Origin of the sequence: Bacillus sp. DNRA2 (genome assembly GCF_012843265.1) — a bacterium.
Classification (GTDB): domain Bacteria; phylum Bacillota; class Bacilli; order Bacillales; family Cytobacillaceae; genus Bacillus_BU.
The window spans coordinates 184009-210107 of record NZ_JABAIT010000001.1; the positions used below are offsets into that span (position 1 = coordinate 184009).

Consider the following 26099-nt stretch of genomic DNA (forward strand, 5'->3'; position numbering starts at 1 on the left):
TTTTGTAATTTTTTGTAGATCAATATTAATGAAGCTGAGGAGATGTCTTTAATATGAAAGGAATCATATTGGCGGGTGGAAGTGGAACAAGATTATATCCATTAACAAAAGTGGTTTCAAAGCAATTATTACCAGTATATGATAAGCCAATGATTTATTATCCGCTTTCCGTGTTAATGTTGGCAGGAATTAAGGATATTTTAATCATTTCAACACCAGAAGATACAGCTCGGTTTGAACAAATTTTAGGTGATGGTTCTGATTTGGGCATGAGCTTTTCCTATAAAATACAGCCACATCCAGGTGGATTGGCACAAGCATTTTTAATTGGTGAAGAATTTATCGGTGATGATAATGTTGCATTAGTCTTAGGAGATAATATTTTCTATGGTCATGGTTTAACGAATCTTTTAAGAAATGCAGCTTCTCGTGAGACGGGCGCTTCAGTTTTTGGATATTACGTTAACGATCCAGAGCGTTTTGGCGTTGTTGAGTTTAATGAGGAAGGCAAGGCAATTTCAATTGAAGAAAAGCCTGCTGAACCAAAATCAAATTATGCGGTTACTGGTCTTTATTTTTATGATAATCGTGTTGTGGATATTGCGAAGAACATCAAGCCATCGCCACGTGGTGAACTAGAAATCACTGATATCAATAAAGCCTATTTGGATATGGGTGAGTTGAATGTTGAATTGTTAGGTCGTGGTTATGCATGGTTAGATACCGGAACTCATGCTTCCCTATTAGAAGCATCCCAGTTTATCGAAACAGTTGAAAAGCGTCAATCCTTAAAAATTGCTTGTTTAGAAGAAATTGCATATAAAATGGGCTACATTACAAAAGATAAGTTATTAGAACTTGCCGAGCCATTAATGAAAAATCAATATGGCCAATACTTGGTTAAAGTAGCGACCCAAGGGACAAAGTGAGGTAAAAGCAAATGAACGTTATTGAAACAAAGTTGTCAGGAGTAAAAATCTTAGAGCCTAAAGTTTTTGGTGACCATCGCGGTTATTTCATGGAAAGCTATAATAAGGAAATGTTTGAAAAACTAGGATTGCATTTCGACTTTATACAAGATAATCAATCCCTGTCTGCACCGGTTGGAACATTACGGGGCTTACACTTCCAATTAAATCCGAAAGCACAAACGAAGGTAGTTCGCTGCGTAACAGGGGCAATCTATGATGTGGCTGTGGATATTCGTAAAGGTTCACCTACATACGGCGAGTGGGTTGGCGTAATCTTATCTGAACATAACAAGCGTCAATTACTAGTTCCAAAAGGCTTTGCACATGGCTTCTGTACATTGGTACCTGATACAACAGTTGCCTATAAAGTGGATGAGTACTACTCACCAGAACATGATGGCGGTATTCTTTGGAACGACCCAGCATTAGGAATTGATTGGCCAACAACGAATCCTATCCTTTCGGAAAAGGATACAAAACATCCAACATTGGCAGAAGCAACTCATCTAAATTTTGTGTTTGAGGAATAGGAGGCAACAACTTATGAAATTGCTAATAACAGGCGGTGCCGGTTTTATCGGCAGTAATTTTGTTCGTTACATGGTAAATAAATATCCTAACTATAATATCGTTAACCTTGATTTGTTAACATATGCCGGGAATTTAGAAAACTTAAAAGACATTGAAAATGCTCCGAATTATAAGTTCGTACGTGGTGATATTGCAGACCGTGAATTTGTGGGTCAATTATTCGAGACTGAAAAATTTGACTATGTAATCAACTTCGCGGCTGAATCACATGTTGATAGAAGTATTACTGATCCAGGAATCTTTGTTCAAACAAATATTCAAGGAACATTGGCGTTATTAGATGCTGCAAAAACGATTGGTGTGAAAAAATATTTACAAGTATCTACGGATGAAGTATACGGGACACTTGGTGAAACAGGCTATTTTACTGAAGAGACTCCGTTAGCTGCGAACAGCCCATATAGTGCAAGTAAAGCTGGTGCTGACTTGCTTGTTCGTGCGTATAATGAAACTTTCGGTTTGCCAGTTAATATCACACGTTGCTCTAACAACTATGGACCGTTCCATTTCCCAGAGAAGCTTATTCCATTAATGATTATTAATGCTTTAAACGATAAAGAGCTTCCTGTTTACGGTGATGGATTAAACGTTCGCGATTGGTTACACGTTGAAGATCACTGCCAAGCAATCGACCTCGTTTTACATAATGGTCGAGATGGTGAAGTTTACAATGTTGGCGGTAATAACGAACGCACTAATATTGAAATCGTGAAAACAATTTTAAAGACATTGGATAAACCAGAGTCATTAATCAAGTTTGTTAAGGATCGTCCAGGCCATGATCGCCGTTATGCAATTGATGCTACGAAACTTCGTACAGAACTAGGCTGGACACCTAAATATACATTTGAAACAGGAATCCAACAAACAATTCAGTGGTATTTAGATAATAAGGAATGGTGGGAGAACATCATTTCTGGTGAGTATCAGGATTATTTCAAATCTCAATATGGTGACAGATTAGAGGTTAAATAATGAAAGTAGTTGTAACAGGAGTACAAGGTCAGCTTGGATATGACCTTGCAAAACAATTGGTTGCTGGAAATCATGAAGTATTTGCTACTGGACGGAATGAATTAGATATTACTGATGAGGTTGCAGTCCACGCATTCATTGAAGAGGTTAAACCTGATGCTATCATCCATTCAGCTGCGTATACCAATGTTGATAAAGCAGAGGAAGATGAAGAGACGGCCTATAAAGTTAACGCTTTAGGGGCAAAATATTTGGCGCAAGCAGCTGCTAAGGTTGGCGCAAAATTGGTTTATGTAAGTACCGATTATGTGTTCAACGGAACCGCAACTGAGCCATATGAACCTGAGCAAGAAACAGACCCTCTAGGGGTATATGGGAAAACAAAGCTGGCTGGAGAAGAATTCGTTCAGCAAAGCTTAAATGAGTTCTTTATCGTTCGTACAGCTTGGGTATATGGGATTAATGGTCATAATTTCGTTAAAACGATGCTTCGCCTCGGTGAAGAACGTGGCGAAGTTGGAGTTGTTGCGGATCAAGTTGGTTCACCAACTTACACTGTTGATTTGGCTGCGTTTATCATTGAGCTAGTACAATCCGAGAAATACGGAATTTACCATGCCTCAAACGAGGGCGTTTGTTCGTGGTATGAATTTGCAGAGGAAATCTTTAAACAGGCTGGAATGAATGTTAAGGTTAATCCGTTAACAACTGACCAGTTCCCACGCCCGGCAGCAAGACCTAGCTATTCGGTGCTTAGTAAAAAGAAAAATGTAGAACAAGGTTTAACGCCATTACGTGATTGGAAAGAAGCGCTTTCAGCTTATTTAGTTGAACTAAATGGATAATTTAAAGGGATATGGTTGAAGTTGATGATAACTTCAACCATATCCCTTTTTTGTAGCTGATGTTCAAAAAATGTACACATATTTTCCGCTAAGGAATGAAACATTAATCAAAAACTAGCGTCTAAAATAATGATGTTTACGTAGAAAATGACGATGTATACATAACAATTTATTAACAATTATTACAGTGATATTGCATTTATTAAATATCGTAATCTAACAAATTACTGATTAAATAATAGTTTCATTGCTGAATAGTCTATGCTATAATCCATTAGGAGTATTTTATCGAAATTTGCAATGTGGTAAAAAAATTAATTAGAAAAAAATTAAGATTTTATAAATAATTACCATTATGATTTAAAAAAATAAGGTAATGATAAAAGTATGGAGGGTCCTTAATGTTGTATATTACTTTGGTCTTGTGTTTTTTAGCTTCGATCTTCCTCACACCGTTAGTAAAAAAATTAGCATTTAAAATTGGCGCGACTGATAAGCCCAATCAACGGAAAGTTCATCTAAAAATCATGCCACGCCTGGGCGGGTTGGCTATTTATATAAGTTTTATTATAGGTCTAGCTATTATTCAGCCTGATCCTAAATTTTTACTACCAATACCTAACGCAAGTCAACATCTTAATTTAGCTATATTTTTGGGAAGTTTAATCATCATTATTACTGGTGCAGTAGACGATGCAAAGGAAATTTCTCCAAAAGTAAAATTATTTGGGCAAATTCTTGCTTCCTTTTTGGTCGTATTTCTTGGTGATATTCGGGTTGAATTTATTAACTTACCATTTGGTGGCGGACAATTAGATTTTGGAATGTTAAGTATCCCTATTACAATGGTTTGGATTGTTGGTATTACTAATGCAATTAACTTAATCGATGGTTTAGATGGCTTGGCAGCAGGGGTTTCTACGATTGCTTTACTTACTATAGCTGGTATGGCGTATGTGATGGGCAACCCATATGTGGTCATTATTGCCTTAATTGCAGCTGTATCAACACTTGGTTTTCTATTATATAACTTCCATCCAGCGAAGATATTTATGGGTGACACCGGTGCATTGTTTCTAGGGTTCTTAATAAGTGTATTATCGCTGTTAGGCTTTAAAAACGTTACATTTATCTCTTTGATTATTCCGGTAATCATCTTAGGTGTACCAATTTCTGATACATTCTTTGCGATTATCAGACGTTTTGTGAATAAGCAACCGTTAACTGCACCTGACAAATCCCATTTGCATCACTGCTTACTTCGTGCTGGTTATTCACACCGACAAACAGTTCTATTGATTTACGCAATGAGTGCCATTTTTGGACTTGCTGCATTTATCTTTTCACAAGCAACTATTCGTGGCTCGGTTTTAATCCTTTTGACGATTATAGTAATTATTGAACTCTTCGTTGAAAAAATCGGTCTTGTTCGTGAAGATTACAAACCACTATTAAAATTATTAAGAGGTCTTAGACCAGTTAATATGCGGGATAAATAAATAAAAGGGCTAATTCATCATGATGAATTAGCCCTTTATTGTGAGTTACAACTGCAATCACTTAAGTAATACTGATTTCTTGATAAAGCAATTCCCCTTCACGTATTTCCGCTTGCCCATTCGTTAACTCCACCATCCAGTCAACAAAGCTTTGCGTTTGTCCTTCCTCAACATAAGTCTCAATTTCCACTTTCTCAAGGTAGTGAATTTCCTTAATTTCGTAAATGGAAGACCTTAGTTCATTCTCAAGCTTGCCCAGCCATGTGTAGTCAACTGTTGTATGCATGATGCGCATGAGCTTTCGTTCGACGATGCCGGTTGCGTCAAGACCTTCTGAGGTGGCTTTTCCGTATGCGCGAATCAAACCGCCTGCCCCAAGCTTAATCCCTCCGAAATATCGGGTAATAACGACTACAGTGTCCTTTAGTTTGCGTTTTTTTAATACTTCTAAAATAGGGACTCCTGCTGTACCGCTAGGCTCACCGTCATCGTTAGCCTTTTGGATTTGGTCATGCTCGCCAATGAGATAGGCAGAGCAGTTGTGTGTGGCATTCCAATTTTGTTTTTTGATGCGTTGGATAAATTCCTGGGCTTGTTCTTCGGTTTCGGCCCTTGTAACATGAGCGATGAAGCGTGATTTTTGAATAACGATTTCATGTTCGCCTTCGCCCTTCACTGTATAGTAATGAGGTAGCATTTCCACCCCTCCAATCTATGTGATTCCAAAGAAATTTCATCAAAAATCATCAGCGGATGACAAAAGCCGAGTGAAATTGATGGGAAATCCAATAAAAAGACAGTTTCTTCCTAGATGATTGTAATAAAATTTGACCTAATAAGAAAGTGTTTTGTGTTATAATTGAAACATTCTGAATAGGTAAATTTTAGGAATATTTCGATAGTTAAACTTCTTTATTTTAGCAGATGGAATGGGAGAATTGTTGTAAACCAGTTATGTTGATAGTTTTTTTGTTTTTACCCTCAAAAAGACCTATAACTATTTCGAACAATATAACAAGCGTGTAAAAATTTCTTTTTCAATAAGCAGATTTGATTTAAAAATTTTGAAGAAGACAATGAGTTAACGGGCGAGGTAGAAAACTCCCAAATCGGATCAGGAACTGCGAATAGATCCTAAAACTTTACAAGAAAAATCGCGATAAGGGGGCGAGGAGAATGACAACAAATATTGTAATTGTTGATGACCATCAGTTGTTTAGAGAAGGGGTAAAACGAATCCTGGAGTTTGAACCAATTTTTAAAGTTGTAGGTGAAGGCCAGGATGGACAAGATGCCCTTACCTTAATTGATACATATAAGCCCGATGTAGTAATCATGGATATTAATATGCCGAATATCAACGGGATAAAAGCTACCAAACTGATTATTGATAAGTATCCAGATGCAAAGATTATTATCCTTTCTTATCAAGAAGATGAGAAAACCATTATGACCGCATTAAAAGCTGGCGCAAGTGGTTATTTATTAAAGGAAATGGATGCTGAGATGCTGATTGAGGCTGTGAAGGTTGTCGTAGCAGGGGGAAGCTATCTACATCCAAAGGTTACTCATAACTTGGTCAATGAATATCGTCGCTTAGTAGCAGCGAGTGTTGAACCTCGAGACGTGAGTCCGCATGCTTTTTCATCAGTTGAGATTAGACGTCCTTTGCATCTATTAACTCGTCGAGAATGTGAAGTTCTGCAACTGTTGACTGATGGGAAAAGCAATCGGGGTATTGGCGAAGCTTTGTTTATAAGTGAAAAAACAGTTAAAAACCATGTTAGTAATATTTTACAAAAAATGAATGTGAATGACCGTACTCAAGCTGTAGTTGTCGCCATAAAGAACGGTTGGGTTGAGGTAAGGTAAGAATACTATTGCTAGAAAAATGGGACTCACTTTTTCATATTGCTATTAAACAGTACTAAAGTCCCGTTATTACCACAAGAATATTATGATAAAATAAAAATCAAAGCAGGATTTTTAAAATATCAAGCGATTTCGTCATAGAAATTATGATATTGCGAAAATATTCACAGAACGTTGAAAATATTATGACATCAACACTCCGTTTGTTTACTATATTTCGCTAATTTGTGAAAATATAGTATATCTTCATGAATGGAGTGAATTGGCCATGTCATCGCTCAGGTTACTATCAGACCAAGATTTGCTAGAAGTTTATTTTAAAGCACAAAAATATAATCTAGAAAAACAATTTATTGAAACGATTTTTGCTGAAATCAAGCTAAGAGGGCTTGTAAGGGGATAAGCAAATTCTATATAACTTTGACAATTACGCTGTAGTGATACAGCGTTTTTATTTTGCTGAAAATAGGACACACCTTAAAAATGCATTTTCATAGGTTATCATATAAAATGGACAATAGACATAAAGTTAGAAGAAAAAGATATAAGGATGGTAAGCAGATAAATGAGAACTGCAATCGTTACGGATAGTACAGCATATATACCAAAAGCGGTCCAAGAACAATTAAAAATAAATATGATTTCATTAAATGTAATTTTTGGTAACGAGGTTTATCAGGAAGAAAAGGAGCTCGGTGCAACAGATTTTTATAGCATGGTGAAAGACCGTGAACTCCCCACAACATCCCAACCGCCTATTGGTGAATTTGTCGAGCTGTTTGAAGCACTTTCAAAGGACTATGATGCGGTTGTTTGCATCCATCTTTCCAGTGGAATTAGCGGCACATATCAAGGTGCTGTCACTGCAGGAACAATGGTCGATGTTAAGGTTTATCCATTTGATTCAGAGGTTAGCTGCATGGTTCAGGGCTTTTACGTGATTGAGGCCGCTAAAATGGCGCTTGAAGGTAAGGATCCAGCGCAAATCGTACAACGATTGGATGAAATGAAGAAAGATGTACGAGCCTATTTTATGGTCGACGACCTATCGCACCTGCAGCGGGGCGGACGTCTTTCAAGCGCACAAGCTCTAATTGGTAGCCTTCTGCAAGTTAAGCCACTATTGCATTTTGTGGATAAGCAAATTGTTCCGTTTGAAAAAATCAGAACAAAGAAGCGGGCGATGAAGCGAATTGAGGAATTATTACGGGAATCTGTTTCAAATAGTGGGCAATACGAAGCGGCTATTATCCACGCAAACCGTGAAGGTGATGCACTTGCCTGGCGAGATGAATTAGCAGAGCAATTCCCAAATGTTGAATTCACGATTAGCTACTTTGGGGCTGTCATCGGAACCCATCTCGGCGAAGGCGCAATGGGCATGGGCTGGTACAAAAAATAAACGCTTTACCGCAGTACAGTGGTGGGGGACAGTCCCCCGCTGCTTTACCGCGTTAAATTATAAGAGATAAAAATTGAATGAGGTGAGGTTTCGTTGCAGCCTTTTGATGTTGTTCATGCTTCTCCTGTCTCTGGCCACAATTTTTCCTTCAATCCAGACCTTCAAAACATGACCTTCGGAAAACAACTTCTATTTGATGATTTACCTTTCACACAATTTGAAATTCAACAGCATATTGATAACGGTTTTATTACATCCAGAAATGGACTTGTCACAAATCGAGGCTCAGTGCAGTGCGTCCGCTGTGGAAATCAAGACTCTTCATGGTTTGGGGTCTTTCCATGTGCCCGCTGTGGCCAAACCTGCACATATTGCCGCAAGTGCATAATGATGGGGCGTATCAGCTCCTGTACTCAATTACTGAGCTGGAAAGGGCCTGTGCCCATTCTGATTAATCAAGAGGGGATTGATGCCAAATCGCTGCTTTCCTGGTCAGGTACGCTCTCTCTAGGCCAGAAACAGGCATCTTCGGCTGTTGCGGCCGCGCTTCTAAAGCAAACCGAAATATTGGTCTGGGCGGTCTGTGGCGCTGGAAAAACGGAGGTGCTCTTTGAGGGAATCAATCAAGCATTAGTAAATGGACTTAGAGTCTGCATAGCCACACCAAGAACAGATGTCGTCCTCGAACTGACGCCACGACTTAAACAAGCTTTTCCGACGATTAGCGTTGCATCACTTTATGGCGGAAGTCCTGACCGACATTTGCTCGCCCCGCTCACCATCGCGACCACTCATCAGCTGCTCCGTTTCTATCAAGCTTTTGACTGTATCATTGTTGATGAGGTAGATGCTTTCCCCTATACCGCAGACGATGCTTTGCAATATGCTGTCAGGCAGGCTAGAAAGCCCAACTCAGCGCTTGTTTACTTAACCGCAACTCCAAATCAACAGTGGCAGAAACGGTGCCGACAAGGCAAGTTAAGCCATGTGAAAATCCCCGCCCGCTATCACCGTCATCCTTTGCCAGTCCCAGAATTTCAGTGGTGTGGTAACTGGAATAAAATGCTTACTAAAAACAAGCGTCTTCCTAAAAACGTAATTCAATGGCTTGAAAGGCGTATTTCATCCGATAAGCAAATTCTGCTGTTTGCGCCTAAAATTGAACTGCTTCAGGTTCTTCTACCCATTCTTCGGGCAGCATTCCCTTCAGGAAAAATCGAAACCGTTCATGCCGAGGATTCTGAGCGGAAGGAAAAGGTCATGAGAATGCGAAACCATGAAATAACCTTGCTTGTGACTACAACTATCCTTGAGCGTGGAGTAACGTTCTCGAATCTAGATGTTGCAGTTTTGGGAGCTGAGGATCAAATTTTCACTGAAAGCGCGCTAGTACAAATAGCTGGACGTGTTGGAAGGAAGGCAAAACATCCAAGTGGTACCATTACTTTTTTTCATTTTGGTAAAACAAACGCAATGGTTCAGGCAAGAAAGCAGATAGTCCAAATGAATAACGAGGCGAAGCAGCTTGGTTTGTTGGACTAGCTCGTCGTTCGTTATGAAAGGAGCTCATAATGATGAAAACGTTGTTCCACAATCCTCGCTGCGCGATTTGTCATGACGAAATATCTCATCAAATCGGTTGGGTTCAGTTATTTTCCGTGGAAGCTGCCACGCCTATTTGCCAAACCTGCCAAGAAAAGTTTGAAGAAATTACCGGTGAAACCTGCAGAATTTGTGGTCGTTCCTTTGAAAATGGGGAATATTTATATAAGACTGGAGAGCTTTGCTTCGATTGTATTCGCTGGGAGGAGACCCCCGAATGGTCTGGCTTGCTTGAACGCAATACATCCATCTTTCACTACAATGACTTTTTGAAAGAAACGTTGGCCAGGTTTAAATTTCGCGGTGATTATGTGATCGTCCACGCCTTTTCATTATTTTTAAAAAGAAAGCTGACAGAACTTAAGCCCAACCTTTTCGTGCCCATACCGTTAAGTGAGGAGCGCCTCTATGAACGAGGTTTTAACCAAGCAGAAGCGTTAATTAAGGAATCTGGCTTTACTCCAACCTGCCTATTAACTCGGCTCCACGCAGAAAAACAATCGAAAAAATCACGGTGGGAGCGGATCCACCTTGACCAGGTTTTCTCGTTAAATCATGTTGATGTGGACGTGAAAAATCAAAACATCCTGCTTGTAGATGACATTTACACGACCGGTTCAACCTTGCGTCACGCTGCGAAAGTTTTAAAAGAGGCTGGAGCTGCTTCGATATCTTCGCTCACCTTGGCCAGAGGGTAAGTTTTCTTAGATGTGTGATTTGTAGCTTGCTTATATAAAAAAAGAACATAAATCACACTCTTGAAAACATAAAATAGGGAAGGTTAGAAGTATTTCCCAAAAAATAACAGGTGCTTGAACTCCGTAATTTCCATTTTACGGTTGTAAAATGAATTACGACCTCATTTTAAAAGCGAAAAATCAGGATTTCCGGTTACTGCTTTGAAAAAATTTTCCAAAAGGGAGGCGTTCGAAAATTAGACACAATTTTACATGGTTTCGGAAGGATTTAACCAGGGCAAAATAGAAATAGTATACATAGTCAAAATCACAAAGCATAGAAAATGATTCGAGTTAAAAGTTGGCAGGTCTAATAGACAAGTTGTATACTCTAATCATAAGCTATGCCATTAACAAAAGGAGGAGTTACTTATGAACTACAACATTCGTGGTGAAAACATTGAGGTTACTCCAGCGATAAGAGAGTATGTAGAGAAGAAAATTGGAAAATTGGAGCGTTATTTTACAGAGACACCAAATGCTCAAGTGCATGTTAACCTCAAGGTATATAGCGACAAGAAGTCTAAAGTAGAAGTAACTATCCCAATGACTCAATTAGTCTTACGCGCTGAAGAAGCAAACGAAGATATGTATGCAGCAATCGACTTAATTGCAGATAAATTGGAACGTCAAATTCGCAAGCATAAAACAAAAGTTAACAGAAAATTCAGGGAAAAAGCTGGATTAACTACTATGTTCAACGTTCTTGACGAAAACAAAGAAGTTCCAGTTGATGAAGACGATCAAGATTTAGAAGTAGTTCGAACAAAGCATTTCGACCTAAAGCCAATGGATAGCGAAGAAGCGATTCTCCAAATGAATCTATTAGGACACAGCTTCTATGTATTTACAAATGCTGATACTCATAATACAAACGTTGTTTACAAGCGTAAAGACGGTCGTTATGGGTTAATCGAAGCCCAATAATATAAGTTTTGCAGAAGGACACAGCCCTCATATTGTTGAGGGCTGTGTTTTTTTGTGTTAAGGCAATTCATGTTATGCATGTTATGCATGTTATTAACAGCAGCTACTATATACGGAACAATAATCACGTTAGCATCCTTTCAAAGTTGTCGTATATTGTCGAAAAGCGGATAAATGGCCAAATTCGTCGGATAAATAGCCATATTTGGCGGATAAACTCCCATAATCGTCGGATAAACGGGCCCAATCGTCGGATAAATAACAATAAACGTCGGATAAACCATTTGACGCACTTCATGGCGGATAAACTATTAGGCCCGCACCGTAACTGTAATATCCACCAATTAATACGAAATCGTCATGGTTATCTAAGCCGTTTGTCATTATAATAATAATGGTATCCTTTAGTAATATACTGTTAAAGAAGCATGCGGTAAAATTCCCGCCAAGGAAAAGAAGGGACGTTCGATAGACAATGAAGCAGGCAGACATATTTTTTGCTTTTTTTAGAGTGGGAATACTTGGATATGGAGGAGGACCTTCCTCAATTCCACTTGTACATAAGGAAGTTGTCGAACGCTACAAATGGATGAGTTCAGATGAATTCAGCGATGTCTTGGCACTTGGAAATGCGTTGCCTGGCCCGATTAACACGAAAATGGCAGGCTATATCGGCTACCGTGTTGGCGGCAAACTTGGCATGATAATTGCCATCATTGCAACAGTTGTACCAAGCATTATTTTAATGATTTTATTATTAACGGTCCTCAATGCCTATAAGGATCGCCCCTGGGTCAGTGGCATGTCGCAGGCGGTTGTGCCAGTCGTTGCTGTCATGCTCGGAACGCTAACTTGGGATTTTGTTAAAAAATCCTCACAGTCAAAGCTGGGCTGGGGTTGGACGTTAGGTTTTATTATCGTCAGTACCATTCTGCTGCAGGTGATTGGGCTACACCCGGCTATCATTATTTTTGCCCTATTACTTGGAGCCCTGGTTTATAGGTCTAAAAAAAACCCAAGTGAAACGGTAAAGAAGGTGCACAGTAAATGATCTACATTCGTCTATTTTGGGCATTTTTTCTGCCAGGAATCCTCGGTTATGGCGGCGGCCCCGCATCGATACCGTTGATTGAGACTGAGGTGGTTGATCGCAATCATTGGTTGACCGTTAACGAATTCAGCGAAGTGCTTGCGTTAGGAAATTCATTGCCAGGTCCAATTGCCACGAAAATGGCGGGGTATATTGGATATGATGTTGCAGGGGTACTTGGCTCAATTGTTGCTATTATTGCCACAGTAGCGCCATCGCTTATCTTGATGATTGCCCTGCTCAGCTTATTAATGAAATTCAAAAACTCTCCGCAAGTTAAAAGGATGACAATGTTTGTCCGTCCCGTTATCGCTGTTTTATTAGGAATTATGACGTACGAAATGTTTTTCTCCGCATATGATCACTCTGGGTGGATTCAAACACTGTTTCTTGCGGTCGTGAGCTTTGTGTTAATGGAAAAAATGAAGGTCCATCCTGCTCTTGTTATCGCTGGAGCATTAGTATATGGTGCTGTGTTTTTATCTTGATTTTATCAAAATAAACCAAATTTACGTCAGCCCTATATGGCTGACGTTTTTTTATAAATTTCGCGCAGGAACATGACGAAACAACATATTTAACAAAACATTCAATATTTCTTCACTACTTTTTCAATACTCAACTTTCATTTAGGGGTTAAACCCTATTTCCGCCGTAACCACTTTTATATTAATAAAAACGTGGTATCTTGGAACTAGATACAGATAAATGATTGCTAGTCAAAATAAAAATTTTTGCTCGTTTGTATACCCGTTGTGGTATATGGAGAAGGGGGAAATTACAATGGCAAATGTAGTTGTAATCGGAGCAGGATTCTCTGGACAAACAGCTGCACTTTACTTACGAAAGGAACTAGGACGTGAGCATGATATTACAGTGATCAACCCATGGCCTAGATTTACTTATATTCCATCATTAGTTTGGGTTGGGATTGGGGCAATGGATCCGGATAAAACAATGTTCGAGCTTGAACCCGTATTAAAGAAACATCATATTCATTTTATTCAAGCATGGGCTCGTGAAATTCACCCTGATGAACAATACGTATTAGTTGAATCAAAGGATGGCGAAAAGAAAAAGGTCATCTATGATTATTTAATCAATGCTACAGGTCCTCATCTTAATTTTGAAGGAACAGAAGGGCTTGGTCCTGATGCAGGCAATTCGCATTCCATCTGTAATATTCATCATGCAAAAATGGCACGTGATGCGTATCTAGAACAAGTGAAGCGGATGGAACAAGGCGAGCACGTAAAGCTCCTAATCGGAACGGGACATGGACAAGCTACATGTCAAGGGGCTGCACTTGAATACATTACTAATATCCACAATGACCTTAAAAAGCGTGTCTTACGCGATAAGGCAAAAATCATGTGGATTTCCAATGAACCGAAATTAGGTGACCTTGGTGTAGGCGGACTTCAAGCCTCTAAATACGGTTATATTATGCAATCAGAAGCGTTCATGAAATCGCTGTTTTCTGAGCAAGAAATCTATTATCAGGTGCAAACGGCGGTTAGGAAGGTAGAGAAGGGTAAGGTACATTGGGAAAATTATGAAGGTGAGTTTGGTGAAACAGAATTCGACTTTGCGATGTTAATTCCGCAATTCCTTGGTACAAAAATTAAATATATTGATCGTGATGGCAATGACATTTCAGCTAAAATGACGAACCCTGGTGGCTTTACATTAGTCGATGGCGTATACGGTAAGAAATGGGATGACTTGAAGGCCTCTGATTGGCCATCAACCTATCAATCTCCAGTCTATGAAAATGTCTTTGCAGCAGGAATCGCTTTTGCGACACCGGGGACTGTCTCGAAGCCGCATGTTACGAAAAATGGTACTGTCATTACGGCAACAACACCACGTACAGGCATGGCGTCTGGTGTCATCGGTAAGATTGCAGCGTTAAATATTGTTGATATGATCAAGGGCAAACAACCATCGCATCATGAATCAATGGCGGCAATGCCGGGTGCGTGTATTGCTTCAATTGGCAAATCAGTAGTGAACGGTTCCGCGGCATCCATCGTGATGTACCCAGTCGTACCGGACTATGAGCGATATCCGGAAACGGGTCGCGATTTGAAAATTACCGATATGGAAGTAGGTCTTGCTGGTGCTTGGATTAAGCGCTCACTGCACACTATGTTCATTTATAAAATGAAAGGTAACCCTGGTTGGAGTGTGATCCCTGAATAAGCGTCGTGAAACCCTTTTACAGTATAGGAGAGGTGAAAGCAAATGGAATTATGTAGAGAAATGAAACCAACAAAACGGACCCTGTTTGTGCGAAGATGCTATAGCTATCAATTCCTGCGATTTGTTTTCTTAAATATAAAAATCGCAAAAACAGCACTATTTCCACCAAAACACTAAGAGTGAGATATGAAGAGAGACTCAAAAAGCGAGTCTCTCTGTTTTTTGTCTGTTGATCAAGGGTGCGTAAGTTACCTGTTTTTATGGATGGGAAGGAAAAGAGGGTACTAAAATGTACATTAGTAACCTAATCCTTTTTTAGATATGTAAAATAGGGCACTAACACGGAGATTAGATATCTATTTTTTAAAAACGCAAAAGAAAAGGGCATTAAGCTAACTCGGTAATATTATGATCCGTTATGCCAAGTCTAGTTTTATCCATAAGATGTCAGTTGGAACGGTTATTGGTAACACAAATCAAGGAAAAGCAACTGAAACTGTCACCAATAGAGGCTATTGGTAACAATTCTTCAGAAAAAGAAAACGAAAGTGTCACCAATAAGGGGTATTGGTAACACTTTTCAAAGAAAAGCCATCAAAATTGTTACTAACTAATAATATATTGAGATGTTCTTCTGGGAAAAATGGTACAAATAAGAAGTGGGAAAGGACTGTGATAGCAAATTGTAATCTGCTTAGCAACCATACCTCACTCATTCATATCCCTCCATAAATAAATAGTTATTTTTCGCAAGGCCGATGGTTTAGGTGTATATTAAAGTTGAATGGCCGGGTTCAACTTTAATAATCATTTTAATGGTTAGCGAAAAAATCCCCATGGGTGATTCCCCCTATGCAAGAAGTGTTTTATTGAAGTTGTGAATAAAATGTGACGTAGTTGGGTCATCGTAGTATTAAATGTCTTTTTAGGATGGTGTTCAATATGAAGGAAGAGCATTTTAAAAAGGTTGTTGAGGAATTTGCTGAAGGAATTGTCATCATGGATGAATTCCGTACTATTTTTTACATAAATCATAAAGCAAACCAGATTACGGGCTGGAAGGTTGGGGAGCCTGTTCCGTATTGCAGTTATTGCCAGCTTCGTGAGGTATCAGACCATGAAGAACGCTGTATTCTGGCCAATGACCATGCTTTGCCCAGCTTCCGATCTCATATTCCTAATTACGTCGATTCAGAAACGGATTTTGAAATGTCGATGAATAAAATCAAAATAGAAGACGAAATATACAGAGTATTAATTATTCGGAATCCAAGTCAAATGAACCAGCAGGAGAAGGTTAAAACCCAGGAGCTGCTGATTCACGAGACGATGCTCGCCCAGGAAAGTGAACGAAAGCGGATTGCCAGAGAGCTTCACGATCACATTGGTCAAAGTGTCTATAGCATATACTTAGGACTTGACGGAATTAAGCGGCATGTAAACAGTCCTGAATACTCAACTCGTTTGGAGAAAATGAATGTGGTGATGGAAGATACCTTGCAATGTCTGAAACGACTAACAAAGGAACTGCGGCCTCAGCTTTACGACAATTTGGGATTGGAATCAGCATTACAATCTTCAGCTGAAGATTGGCGTCATTTATACAACATTCAGCTTGCATTAAATATGCATTTGCCGAATGAACTGAAGTTTGAACATGATGAAGGCTTACATCTGTATCGAATCATCCAAGAGGCGGTAAACAACGCAGTGCGACACGGCAAAGCAACTGCAATTATCATCGATATTTATAAAGTTGATAAAGAGATTTATTTCCAAATTTCAAATAATGGAACCCCATTCGACCTTGAACGTCTGAACGGAACCGGATTAGGAGTTAAGCATATGAAAGAAAGAGTAAACATGCTTAACGGGGACATTAAGTGGATTAGCAATGAGGATGGGGCAAACCGTGTTGAGGGCTACATTATGCTAGCTAACTAAGCTTTTAAAAATAACGATAGATTCTTTACCATTTTCTATGATTTAGGTGGGGAGGGGTTGCACCATGAACGCATTAATTGTTGATGATCATGAAATTGTCCGTGATGGAATGTCTCTATTATTAAAAGATGCCTTTCCGATTGAGTCGATTCTATTTGCTGCAGATGGTCGGGAAGCGATTCAAAAGGCCACCAATTTTCCAGTTGACCTAGTTCTTGTTGACCTATCGATGCCAAATGGACTTGATGGCTTTTCGGCACTGCCGGAGCTAAGAAAGCTTGTGCCAAAGGGAAAGATTATTGTTTTTTCAATGTACGACGAAATCGCTTATCAAAAGAAAGCCTTTGACTTGGGTGCAGACGGCTTTCTTGTAAAAAATCTTAAAAGTGATGCGATTATTAAGTCGATTGATCAAGTTCTACGCGGTAAAAAGGTGGCTAACGAGCAAGTCTGGGAAAGTGATGTTGAAGGGGAAGTATGGGAAACACCGTTCTCACCGCGCGAACAGGAGACATTCATTTTAACGCTAAAGGGCTATACCCAAAAAAATATAGCGCAAACAATGAATATTAGCATTCGCACGGTAGAAAACCATCGCAGAAGTATCAGTAAGAAGCTTGGAACCACCAACAAACACGAATGGCTCGAATATGCCGAAAAACATCAAATGCTGGAGATGTATTAACCATTAGTGCCCTTCGAGTGCTGGAGGATGATGATTTTTTCCTGCAGACATAAACCAACCGCCAATCGCAATCAGCAGCAATACGATCCAAAAGCTCAATTTCCAGGCTGGATTTTTCGGGAAACTTTCAGCGAGAACCCCAATGTCTGGGTGCGCCAAAGTATAGACGGCGAGTTTAACTCCAACCCAACCTACTATCAAAAACGCAGCTGTCTCCAGTCCAGGTCGTGTTTGCAGCAGCTTGGTAAAAAATGTTGCAGCAAAGCGCATTATCACAAGGCCAATTACCCCACCGGCAAAAATCACGATGAACTGTCCACCATCAAGACCTCCGATATTTGCTAATCCAGTGGGTGGAAGAGCCACCGCTAAGGCAACCGCAGCAAGAATTGAATCAACCGCAAACGCTAAATCGGCTAACTCAACCTTTAACACAGTCATCCAAAAATTGCTTTCCTTTGCAGTTTTTTCGTTATGTTCAGCTTTTTCTTGTTTCATGACAAAACGTTTTACAATATGATTAACAGAAATAAAAATCAAGTAAACTGCACCGATTGCCTGAACCTGCCATACATCAGCAAGATATGAAATGATGAACAAAGATAAAAATCGGAATACAAAAGCACCAGCTAGCCCATAAAACAGGGCTTTCTTTCGAGTTGTTTCCGGCAAATGCTTCACCATGATGGCAATAACTAATGCATTATCCGCAGCTAAAATCCCCTCAAGCCCGATTAGCACAAGTAAAACCCAACCGTATTCGAGTAATAAGCCAGTGTCCACGTAATCACACTCCTTGTTAACGTCAGTTTCCCATAGTGTATTTCAATCAGGATTTTTCATACGAGGAAACTTAAGTGACCTATTTGGAGAAATCCAATGAAAATAGGGCACTAATGGTAGTGATTAGTGCTCTAAATTAGCTGCATCCACCAAAATAGGGTACTAATGGTAGTGATTAGTGCTCTAAATTAGCTGCTTCCACCAGAAATAGGGTACTAATGGTAGGTCTTAGTGCCCTAGATTAGTTGCTTCCACCAGAAATAGGGCACTAATGGTAGGTCTTAGTGCCCTAGATTAGTTGCTTCCACCAAAAATAGGTCACTAATAACCACATTAGTGCCCTAGATTAGAGGCGTCCCCCAGAATTAGGGTACTAATAACTAGATAAGTGCCCTAGATTAGTTTCAGCCCACAAAAACAGGGCACTAATCCTCATCGCCCCACAAACACACACAAAAAAGCGGACTGTTGAGAGATAGGCTCCCGACAGTCCGCTTCCGCATCCAAAACTTCTATTCAAATTTACCGTGACAGTTTTTATATTTCTTACCGCTACCGCAATGACAAGGATCGTTGCGGCCGATCGTACTCTTTTTCACAACAGGCTTTTTCTTAACTGCTTCGCCATCTTCCTTCGGATTAACGGCGTGACCTTTTGCTACCTCTTGACGCTGGAGGTTATTGCGGATTTCAGCTTTCATAATGTACATGGCTGCTTCTTCCTCAATTGACTCAACCATAGCCTCGAACATTGCAAAGCCCTCTGATTGGTATTCGTTCAAAGGATTGATTTGACCATAGGCACGTAAATGGATACCTTGACGAAGCTGATCCATTGCATCGATATGATCCATCCATTTTGCGTCAACCGCACGTAGAACGATAACCTTCTCGAATTCGCGCATTTGCTCTTCTGAAAGAATTTCTTCTTTTTCAGCATAACGCTCTTTAACTTTTTCAAAAATTAGATCCTTCATTTCTTGTGGATCCTGGCCTTGGAGGTCAGCAATAGTAATGTCTCCCTCACGAAGCAAATTCGCATGACAGTAGTCAACGATGCCTTGTAAGTTCCATGCTTCTTCATCCTCATTGTCAGGTGTATGAGTATCCACATTACGTGAAATTGAGGCAATAATCATGTTTTGGACAATATCGCGAAGGTTTTCGGATTCCAAAACATCATTACGCTGTTTATAAATAATCTCACGCTGCTGACGTAAGACATCATCATATTGTAAGAGCTGTTTACGGGCATCAAAGTTGTTGCCCTCAACACGTTTTTGGGCTGATTCAACGGCACGCGAAACCATTTTACTTTGAATCGGTTGCGAATCATCCATGCCTAGTTTAGTCATCATTGTTTTCATATTGTCAGATCCGAAACGGCGCATCAATTCATCTTCCATGGAAAGATAGAATTGCGTTACCCCAGGGTCCCCTTGACGACCAGAACGTCCACGCAGCTGATTATCAATACGGCGTGATTCGTGACGCTCGGTACCAACGACTGCAAGTCCACCGAGTTCAATTACGCCTTCACCAAGTTTAATATCGGTACCGCGTCCAGCCATATTGGTAGCGATGGTGACGGCACCTTGATGACCGGCTTCAGCAATGATTTCGGCTTCACGTCCGTGATTTTTCGCATTTAACACGTTGTGGCGAACGCCTTTTTTCGTTAAAAGTTGCGAAATCAATTCTGAAGTTTCAATTGCAACTGTACCCACTAGAACGGGCTGCCCTTTTTTATGACGCTCTGTGATATCCTCAACAACAGCATTAAATTTCCCAGTCATTGAAGCGTAAATTAAATCTGGACGGTCATCACGAACAATCGGACGATTTGTAGGAATGACGATAACATTCATATTATATATGTTACGGAATTCTTCTTCCTCGGTTTTGGCGGTACCAGTCATCCCGGCAAGCTTTTCGTACATCCGGAAATAGTTCTGGAACGTAATGGTCGCTAAAGTCATACTTTCATTTTGAATTTCCAAGCCTTCCTTTGCTTCAATCGCTTGGTGCAATCCTTCACTATAGCGGCGCCCTTTCATTAAACGACCAGTAAATTGGTCAACGATGATAATTTCGCCTTCTTGGACAACATAATCAACATCTAAATGCATGCTGACATTTGCTTTTAAGGCCTGATTGATATGATGGTTTAAGGTTACATGAGAATAGTCGAAGAGATTATCAATACCAAATGCTCTTTCAGCCTTTGTGATCCCGTCTTCAGTAAGCATAACGCCCTTTGTTTTTTCATCGTACGTATAGTCGTCTTCTTTTTTCAAAGTACGGACAAAAGCGTTTGCTTGAATATATAATGCTGTTGATTTTTGTGCAGAGCCCGAGATAATTAACGGAGTCCGGGCTTCATCGATTAAGATGGAGTCAACCTCATCAATTACTGCATAGTGAAGCGGGCGCTGAACTTTTTGCTCTGAATAAAGCACCATGTTATCACGCAAATAGTCGAAGCCATATTCGTTATTCGTTCCGTAAGTAATATCGCAAGCATATGCTGCCTGCTTTTCTTCCTTAGACATTCCATTAAGGTTTAATCCAACAGTTAAACCAAGGAATTCATAAAGCTGTCCCATTTCCGTTGCGTCACGGCTAGCCAAATATTCGTTGACAGTAACCACGTGAACGCCTTTTCCGGTTATCGCATTCAAATAAACAGGCATCGTTGCTGTTAACGTTTTACCCTCACCAGTTTTCATTTCTGAAATATTCCCTTCATGAAGAGCGATCCCCCCCATGAGCTGAACTGGATATGGATATAGGCCTAATACCCGACGTGCACCCTCACGTACGATTGCAAATGATTCAACAAGTAAATCGTCAACAGTTTCACCATTTTGGTATCGGGCCTGAAACTCAGCAGTCTTTTCACGAAGTTGGTCATCAGACAGCTTTTCAGTTTCACCAGCCAATGCTTCAATTTGTCCTGCCAATTTCGTTAAACGTTTTAAGTCACGCTTGTTTTGATCAAATACTTTATTTAAAATTCCAAGCATTTAGTGACGCTCCTTTATTCGATTCAAGAAAACCGTTAATGATATAGGATTCGCCTTAAATAAGCTAAATCCTTTTAAAATAAATCGAGTAATTTCTTACTAATATTATCACTTCCGATATAGGGTGACAACTTCACGGCTGCTTTGATTTTGTAAAGAATGAGTGAACTTTGTGATTAATAGCCTAAGATTCAATTTCTATTCACATTTCAATTCGTGATTTAACAGTATTATTCCAATTGTGGAATTCCCTATAACCTAAGTTAAATATTAACATTACTCCTTTTTGAATGATTATTAATGTGATAACGATGCAATTTGTCAGAATTGAGAAAGTTTTCACAAAATATCCATTGGAAAGTTAACCATATCTTGTAAGATACTATTGTTATAGAGAGATAATATTTTGAAAAGAGGGGTGAGTAAAAATGGCTTTTTGGAAGAGAGGAAAGAAGGGTCCATCTGCGGATAATCCCGAGAGTAAAAAACCGGGATTGTGGCGAAGAATTAAGAATATTGATTGGAAAAATCCAGTTAACCGCTGGAAGTTAGTTGTCGTATTATTATTTGTATTTATTGGCGGTATTAGCTTTGTTGGTGGAGCAATTGCTTACACCAATAATCCTTCCTTCTGTAAATTATGTCATGAGATGGCAGCCGAACATGTAACGTTTGAAAAAAGCGCACATAGTGAGCAAACATGTGTATCATGTCATATTGCACCAGGTAATGTTGAGATGGTTGTTCATAAAATGGAATCATTAAAAGAAGTATACTACCATATTGTTGGTCCGCCAGACCCAATCGTGCAAACGGTTGCTGTTTTGGATGAAAACTGTTTGCAATGTCACTCTATGGAACGAGAAGTCTCACCAAACGGTGACCTCATTGTTGCGCATAACGATCACATTAAGGAAGGTATTTCTTGTATTACCTGCCATAGTGGTGTTGCTCACGCAAAAGTAGTAGAACGTGGCATCAATGATTCTACAACATACGATTCATGGACGACTGCAAACGCTGATAAATTAATGGGCAGTGACAACATGAATCCAAACATGGGTACTTGTATCGATTGTCATAAGCAAGTAAATGAGGGCAAAAAGCCTTGGAAGGATCCATCTTACGCTTTACCTGAAAATCCACATGCAGAAGGACACGGTAAAAAAGAAGATGAAAAGGTAGCGAAAGCTGCAGAGAAAGAAAAAGATAAAGATAAGGAAAACCAGCAGCAATTAGTCCTCAAAAAAGTTAGTGTCCAAAAAACCGACGTCAAGGTGTCGCAAGAATGTAGCACTTGTCATAAAGAGGTAGGTACTCCTGCTAATCACACCAATAGCGATTGGGGACAAAACCATGGCGATGCAGCCATTCAAACACTTGACCAATGTGTTAATTGCCACAGCGATTCTAAATGGATCAAGGTGTTAGGTAAAGAGAATATCAAGGAATTACTAAATGGTACCACTGAAAAAGAGAAATATACACCAAACGCAACAATCGTGAAAAAGGAAGCTCGCGAAAATCCATATTGTAGCTCCTGTCATGAAAAACGTCCGCAAAGCCATGTCGACAGCTACACTTGGTTAACTGGTAGCCATGCAGATAGTGCGCGGACGGATGAAGCAAAGGCTAAATGCTTTGTTTGTCATGATCGAGATAAAGCAATTGAAAGCACAAAAGATGAAGGAAAAACAGAAAACGTAAAAGCCCAAAATGATATCTACTGCCAATACTGTCACAGAACAGGCTTTAAAGGGGAATCATTGTAGTCCATTTCAGAAAGACAGTTTCTCTGAAAAGTGAAAAAAGTTTGTGAATTCTCGTTTGCGATAGGTTGCAGGTAGGCGGAAAATTAAATGAAGACACCAGTGGATTACATAACTGACCCAAAAGTTAAGCGAGGATTACAACGAAATAAAGTTAATCTAAATAGGTTTTTAAAGGTGGTAATCTAATAGGTAAAGATTACCACCTTGCTTTTTTATGTTATTTTGGTATAGAAAACAGCTAGAATTTAGGTTTTTCCAAAAGAATTTAAGTATGTATTGGTTTTTGTTGAAAATCTGTAACAAAGTTCACATTGTGTAAACATTATTGTTTCTGATTTGCCACTTTTGTGTGTTTTTTGTGTGTTTTTCTTAGGTTATCTTTTAAATATCAATATAATTTATTGGGGAGTAATTAGCATCATCTAGAACTTGTTAAAGATAATACAAAAAACACCACTTAGCTTAAACTGTTGATTTAATAGTTTTTCATCACCTTTATGTTTTTTACTGTATCTAGAGTGTAAAATCCAACGGATAAGAATACCACATCTTTTCACAAATTGTCCATTTGGAAAAATCGCTTACTTATTAGATACTACCATTAGAGAGGTAAAAACCATAGATAAAATAACTAGAATACAACAGCAGAAAGGGTGAACATCAGTGGCTTTTTGGAGAAAAAAACAGACCCCAGAAAGTAATCCAGCCGAAAAAAAGCCTGGATTGATCAGGAGGTTAATAAGAAAGATTAAAGAAACGGATTGGAAAGATCCTGTTAACCGATGGAAGTTACTATTCGTGTCATTATTTGTATTTATTGCATTATTAGGGACAATGTATGGAGCGATTGAAGCTACATCAACTCCAACTTTTTGTAAAGCGTGTCATGAAATGGGACCTGAACATATTACTTATTCAGCAAGTGCCCATAGTGAAATTTCTTGTGTACAGTGTCACGTAAAACCAGGTCCGGTTAATACGGTAGTGCACAAGGTTGAAGCATTGAAAGAAGTATACTATCACGTTGTTGGACCGCCAAATCCAATTGCACAGACGGTTGCAGTGGAAAACGAAAACTGTTTACAGTGTCACTCTAAGAACCGCTTAGTAACGGCAACAGGTGATTTGAAAGTAAATCATGGAAAGCATATCGAAGAGGACATTCCTTGTGTTACTTGTCATAGTGGTGTAGCGCACTCGAAAATCGTTGAACGAGGCCTAAACACACAGGAGAATTTAGACAAGTGGACTCCTGAAGTTGCAGACAAGCTTATGGGCAAAGAGTACATGGCGCCAAACATGGGGACATGTATTGACTGTCATACCCAAGTAAACGAAGGTAAAAAGCCATGGGAGGACATTGCATATAGCCTACCTAAGAGCAGCCATGGTAAAGAAGCAGAGCATAAGACAGAAGCAGTTGAGTCCGAAGAAAGTCACCAAAAAACACAAGATACTATTTTGATGGCTGTAGGTAAGCAAACCGCTGATGTAAAGCTGTCAATGGAATGTACAACTTGTCACCAAGAGATTAGTACACCGGAGAGCCACGAAAATGCTGACTGGAATCAAAGTCATGGCAGCAAGGCAATCGAAGAGTTTGATAAGTGTGTTAACTGTCACACAGATTCTAAATGGATTAAAGTCTTTGCCAAACAAGATATTAATGAACTTCTAAAAGGTAACGGCAAAGAAAAATATACAAAAGATATTAATGTAGTAAAAACTGAATCTCGTAAAAATCAATTCTGTAGTGCGTGTCACGCTGAACGCCCGCAAAGTCATGGTGACAGTGATGCGTGGTTAACACAGCACTCTGGCAAGGCACAAACCAGCCAAGATAAAGAAAGCTGCTTAGTGTGCCACGATCGCGCAAAGGTTAAAGAAGGCGAAGTAACGAATGCCCCAACCGATGTTTATTGCGAATTCTGTCACAGAACTGGATTTAAAGGTGAGAAATAACATTTTTATTGGTCAATGGATGTAAACAGGAGGGTCAAAAATGGAAGAAGATCAAAAGAAACAGACCTCCCCTACCAACAAGAATCGCTTCAAGCTTTATAAGTACTTAACCGTTGCGCTTTTTATGCTAGTTATCTTCTTCTCAATCGGGGCAGTAGGAGTAGAAACGACTTCGAGTTCGAAGTTCTGCTCCTCGTGCCACGAGATGAAACCGGAATTTTATACGTGGAAAGCTTCGAGTCACAGTGAGGTGGACTGCGTACAATGTCATATAACTCCGGGCACCGAGAATTATGCAAAAGCAAAAGTTAACGGATTGGCACAAGTGTATAAAAAGGGGACACAAACCTATACGGCTCCAATTAAAATGCCAAATGAAATTCCTGATTCAGCTTGTGAGAGATGTCACAACATTAACAAGCGGAATTTCACGGTGACTGGGGATATCATTATCCCACACGATAAACACAAAAATAAAGATATTGAATGTATTCAGTGTCATGTTGGTACTGCTCATGGTAAGATTTCTGACCGGAAAATGACCTTCCAAACAGATTATGAAAAATGGGATGATAAAACCGGCGAAACTGCAATGAAGGACCAAAAGTTTGTTAAACCAGACATGGATACATGTATGGAATGCCACAAGGCAAGGAAAGTATCAAATGAATGTAGTACATGTCATTCATCTGGAATGGAACCAGAAAGCCATAAACAAGCAAACTTTAAAACATCAGCCCATGGTCAACAGGCTAAAACAGATTTAGCGGAATGTAACTCCTGTCATAAATACATGTCAGATAAGCCTTTAGAAGGATACGAAAAAAAATCTGTCGTTGCTGAATACCTAAGCGATGGTACAGCTGAGGTAAAGAAAGACCAGTTTAGTTACGCAAAGGAAAATACTTTCTGTCAGGATTGTCATAGTAAACGACCTGAGAGCCATAAAGACAGTTTCTTTGGAAATCATGCTAGTCTTGCCAAGCAAAATCAAGAAAACTGTTCAGCGTGTCATGATTTGAAGAAAACAAGCACACCTGGAGAGAATCAAGTAAATTGCTCTACTTGTCACCCAAGTAAGCATAGTCAAAAGAATTGGAAGAGTGGACATCCAGTTCCTGTGGATAATGTTAAAAAACCATCAGAAACTTGTTATAAATGTCACGCTGAGAAAAAATGTACTTCTTGTCATAAGCAATAACTAATTGAAT

24 protein-coding genes are annotated in these 26099 nt (G+C 39.5%); 19 read left to right on the forward strand and 5 right to left on the reverse strand.

Annotated features, from left to right (window positions below):
* The first annotated feature begins 53 nt into the window (after positions 1–53).
* The 5 genes from rfbA to HHO41_RS00860 all read left to right on the forward strand — a co-directional run bounded on the left by rfbA (position 54) and on the right by HHO41_RS00860 (position 4881).
* The gene (rfbA, locus tag HHO41_RS00840; protein ID WP_169094925.1) at positions 54–929 is read left to right on the forward strand and encodes a glucose-1-phosphate thymidylyltransferase RfbA; all 876 of its coding nucleotides are present in this window, start codon (positions 54–56) and stop codon (positions 927–929) included.
* Positions 930–940: 11 nt separating this feature from the next.
* Entirely contained in the window at positions 941–1501 is a 561-nt protein-coding gene (rfbC, locus tag HHO41_RS00845; RefSeq protein WP_169094926.1) for a dTDP-4-dehydrorhamnose 3,5-epimerase, read from the forward strand.
* Positions 1502–1514: 13 nt separating this feature from the next.
* Positions 1515–2537 (forward strand): dTDP-glucose 4,6-dehydratase, encoded by a 1023-nt coding sequence (gene rfbB / locus HHO41_RS00850; RefSeq protein ID WP_169094927.1) that lies wholly within the window; start codon positions 1515–1517, stop codon positions 2535–2537.
* Positions 2537–3382 (forward strand): dTDP-4-dehydrorhamnose reductase, encoded by an 846-nt coding sequence (gene rfbD, locus HHO41_RS00855; RefSeq protein ID WP_169094928.1) that lies wholly within the window; start codon positions 2537–2539, stop codon positions 3380–3382. Before rfbB ends, rfbD begins: the two co-directional genes overlap by 1 nt.
* Before the next feature lie 401 nt (positions 3383–3783).
* A complete protein-coding gene (locus HHO41_RS00860) occupies positions 3784–4881 on the forward strand; it encodes a glycosyltransferase family 4 protein (RefSeq protein WP_169094929.1) in 1098 nt (365 codons plus the stop codon).
* A gap of 61 nt (positions 4882–4942) precedes the next feature.
* On the opposite strand, the gene HHO41_RS00865 is transcribed toward HHO41_RS00860, so the two are convergent.
* Positions 4943–5578 (reverse strand): YigZ family protein, encoded by a 636-nt coding sequence (locus tag HHO41_RS00865; RefSeq protein WP_169094930.1) that lies wholly within the window; start codon positions 5576–5578, stop codon positions 4943–4945.
* Between the two features lie 479 nt (positions 5579–6057).
* Between HHO41_RS00865 and HHO41_RS00870 the strand changes: the two genes are divergently transcribed.
* The 6 genes from HHO41_RS00870 (at position 6058) to hpf (ending at position 11421) form a co-directional block, all read left to right on the forward strand.
* Entirely contained in the window at positions 6058–6753 is a 696-nt protein-coding gene (locus tag HHO41_RS00870; protein ID WP_169094931.1) for a response regulator, read from the forward strand.
* A 268-nt stretch (positions 6754–7021) separates the two neighbouring features.
* Positions 7022–7156 (forward strand): sporulation histidine kinase inhibitor Sda, encoded by a 135-nt coding sequence (gene sda / locus HHO41_RS00875; protein WP_169094932.1) that lies wholly within the window; start codon positions 7022–7024, stop codon positions 7154–7156.
* 162 nt (positions 7157–7318) lie between these two features.
* Positions 7319–8155, forward strand: coding sequence for a DegV family protein (locus tag HHO41_RS00880; RefSeq protein WP_169094933.1), 837 nt, complete (start codon positions 7319–7321; stop codon positions 8153–8155).
* Between the two features lie 93 nt (positions 8156–8248).
* Positions 8249–9697, forward strand: a complete 1449-nt coding sequence (locus tag HHO41_RS00885; protein ID WP_481747073.1) for an ATP-dependent helicase ComFA — start codon at positions 8249–8251, stop codon at positions 9695–9697.
* Between the two features lie 29 nt (positions 9698–9726).
* Complete coding sequence (locus tag HHO41_RS00890; RefSeq protein ID WP_348981201.1) at positions 9727–10455, forward strand: ComF family protein; 729 nt, start codon at positions 9727–9729, stop codon at positions 10453–10455.
* Between the two features lie 411 nt (positions 10456–10866).
* Positions 10867–11421, forward strand: coding sequence for a ribosome hibernation-promoting factor, HPF/YfiA family (hpf, locus tag HHO41_RS00895; protein ID WP_169094934.1), 555 nt, complete (start codon positions 10867–10869; stop codon positions 11419–11421).
* A 140-nt stretch (positions 11422–11561) separates the two neighbouring features.
* Here hpf and HHO41_RS00900 read toward each other — a convergent pair whose 3' ends face one another.
* Entirely contained in the window at positions 11562–11705 is a 144-nt protein-coding gene (locus HHO41_RS00900; protein WP_169094935.1) for a hypothetical protein, read from the reverse strand.
* A gap of 191 nt (positions 11706–11896) precedes the next feature.
* Here HHO41_RS00900 and HHO41_RS00905 point away from each other — a divergent pair, with 191 nt between their 5' ends.
* From HHO41_RS00905 to HHO41_RS00915, 3 genes are all read left to right on the forward strand, one after another.
* Positions 11897–12472 (forward strand): chromate transporter, encoded by a 576-nt coding sequence (locus HHO41_RS00905; RefSeq protein ID WP_169094936.1) that lies wholly within the window; start codon positions 11897–11899, stop codon positions 12470–12472.
* Positions 12469–12999, forward strand: coding sequence for a chromate transporter (locus HHO41_RS00910; protein WP_169094937.1), 531 nt, complete (start codon positions 12469–12471; stop codon positions 12997–12999). Before HHO41_RS00905 ends, HHO41_RS00910 begins: the two co-directional genes overlap by 4 nt.
* Positions 13000–13294: 295 nt before the next feature.
* Positions 13295–14716, forward strand: a complete 1422-nt coding sequence (locus HHO41_RS00915; protein ID WP_169094938.1) for an NAD(P)/FAD-dependent oxidoreductase — start codon at positions 13295–13297, stop codon at positions 14714–14716.
* A gap of 551 nt (positions 14717–15267) precedes the next feature.
* Here the strand turns inward: HHO41_RS00915 and HHO41_RS00920 are convergent.
* A complete protein-coding gene (locus HHO41_RS00920) occupies positions 15268–15432 on the reverse strand; it encodes a hypothetical protein (protein WP_169094939.1) in 165 nt (54 codons plus the stop codon).
* Between the two features lie 226 nt (positions 15433–15658).
* On the opposite strand from HHO41_RS00920, the gene HHO41_RS00925 reads away from it, so the two are divergent.
* Positions 15659–16660 (forward strand): sensor histidine kinase, encoded by a 1002-nt coding sequence (locus tag HHO41_RS00925; RefSeq protein ID WP_169094940.1) that lies wholly within the window; start codon positions 15659–15661, stop codon positions 16658–16660.
* A gap of 64 nt (positions 16661–16724) precedes the next feature.
* Positions 16725–17345 (forward strand): response regulator transcription factor, encoded by a 621-nt coding sequence (locus HHO41_RS00930; RefSeq protein ID WP_169094941.1) that lies wholly within the window; start codon positions 16725–16727, stop codon positions 17343–17345.
* A 3-nt stretch (positions 17346–17348) separates the two neighbouring features.
* Here HHO41_RS00930 and HHO41_RS00935 read toward each other — a convergent pair whose 3' ends face one another.
* On the reverse strand, positions 17349–18128 hold the full coding sequence (locus HHO41_RS00935; protein WP_169094942.1) for a TerC family protein: 780 nt from the start codon (positions 18126–18128) through the stop codon (positions 17349–17351).
* 512 nt (positions 18129–18640) lie between these two features.
* The gene (secA, locus tag HHO41_RS00940) at positions 18641–21154 is read right to left on the reverse strand and encodes a preprotein translocase subunit SecA (protein ID WP_169094943.1); all 2514 of its coding nucleotides are present in this window, start codon (positions 21152–21154) and stop codon (positions 18641–18643) included.
* A gap of 428 nt (positions 21155–21582) precedes the next feature.
* On the opposite strand from secA, the gene HHO41_RS00945 reads away from it, so the two are divergent.
* The 3 genes from HHO41_RS00945 to HHO41_RS00955 all read left to right on the forward strand — a co-directional run bounded on the left by HHO41_RS00945 (position 21583) and on the right by HHO41_RS00955 (position 26089).
* Complete coding sequence (locus tag HHO41_RS00945; protein ID WP_169094944.1) at positions 21583–22926, forward strand: cytochrome c3 family protein; 1344 nt, start codon at positions 21583–21585, stop codon at positions 22924–22926.
* Positions 22927–23589: 663 nt separating this feature from the next.
* Positions 23590–24888 (forward strand): NapC/NirT family cytochrome c, encoded by a 1299-nt coding sequence (locus HHO41_RS00950; protein WP_169094945.1) that lies wholly within the window; start codon positions 23590–23592, stop codon positions 24886–24888.
* A 40-nt stretch (positions 24889–24928) separates the two neighbouring features.
* Positions 24929–26089 carry a NapC/NirT family cytochrome c gene (locus tag HHO41_RS00955; protein WP_169094946.1) on the forward strand — a complete coding sequence of 387 codons (1161 nt, stop codon included), beginning with the start codon at positions 24929–24931 and terminating at the stop codon, positions 26087–26089.
* Positions 26090–26099 lie beyond the last annotated feature (10 nt).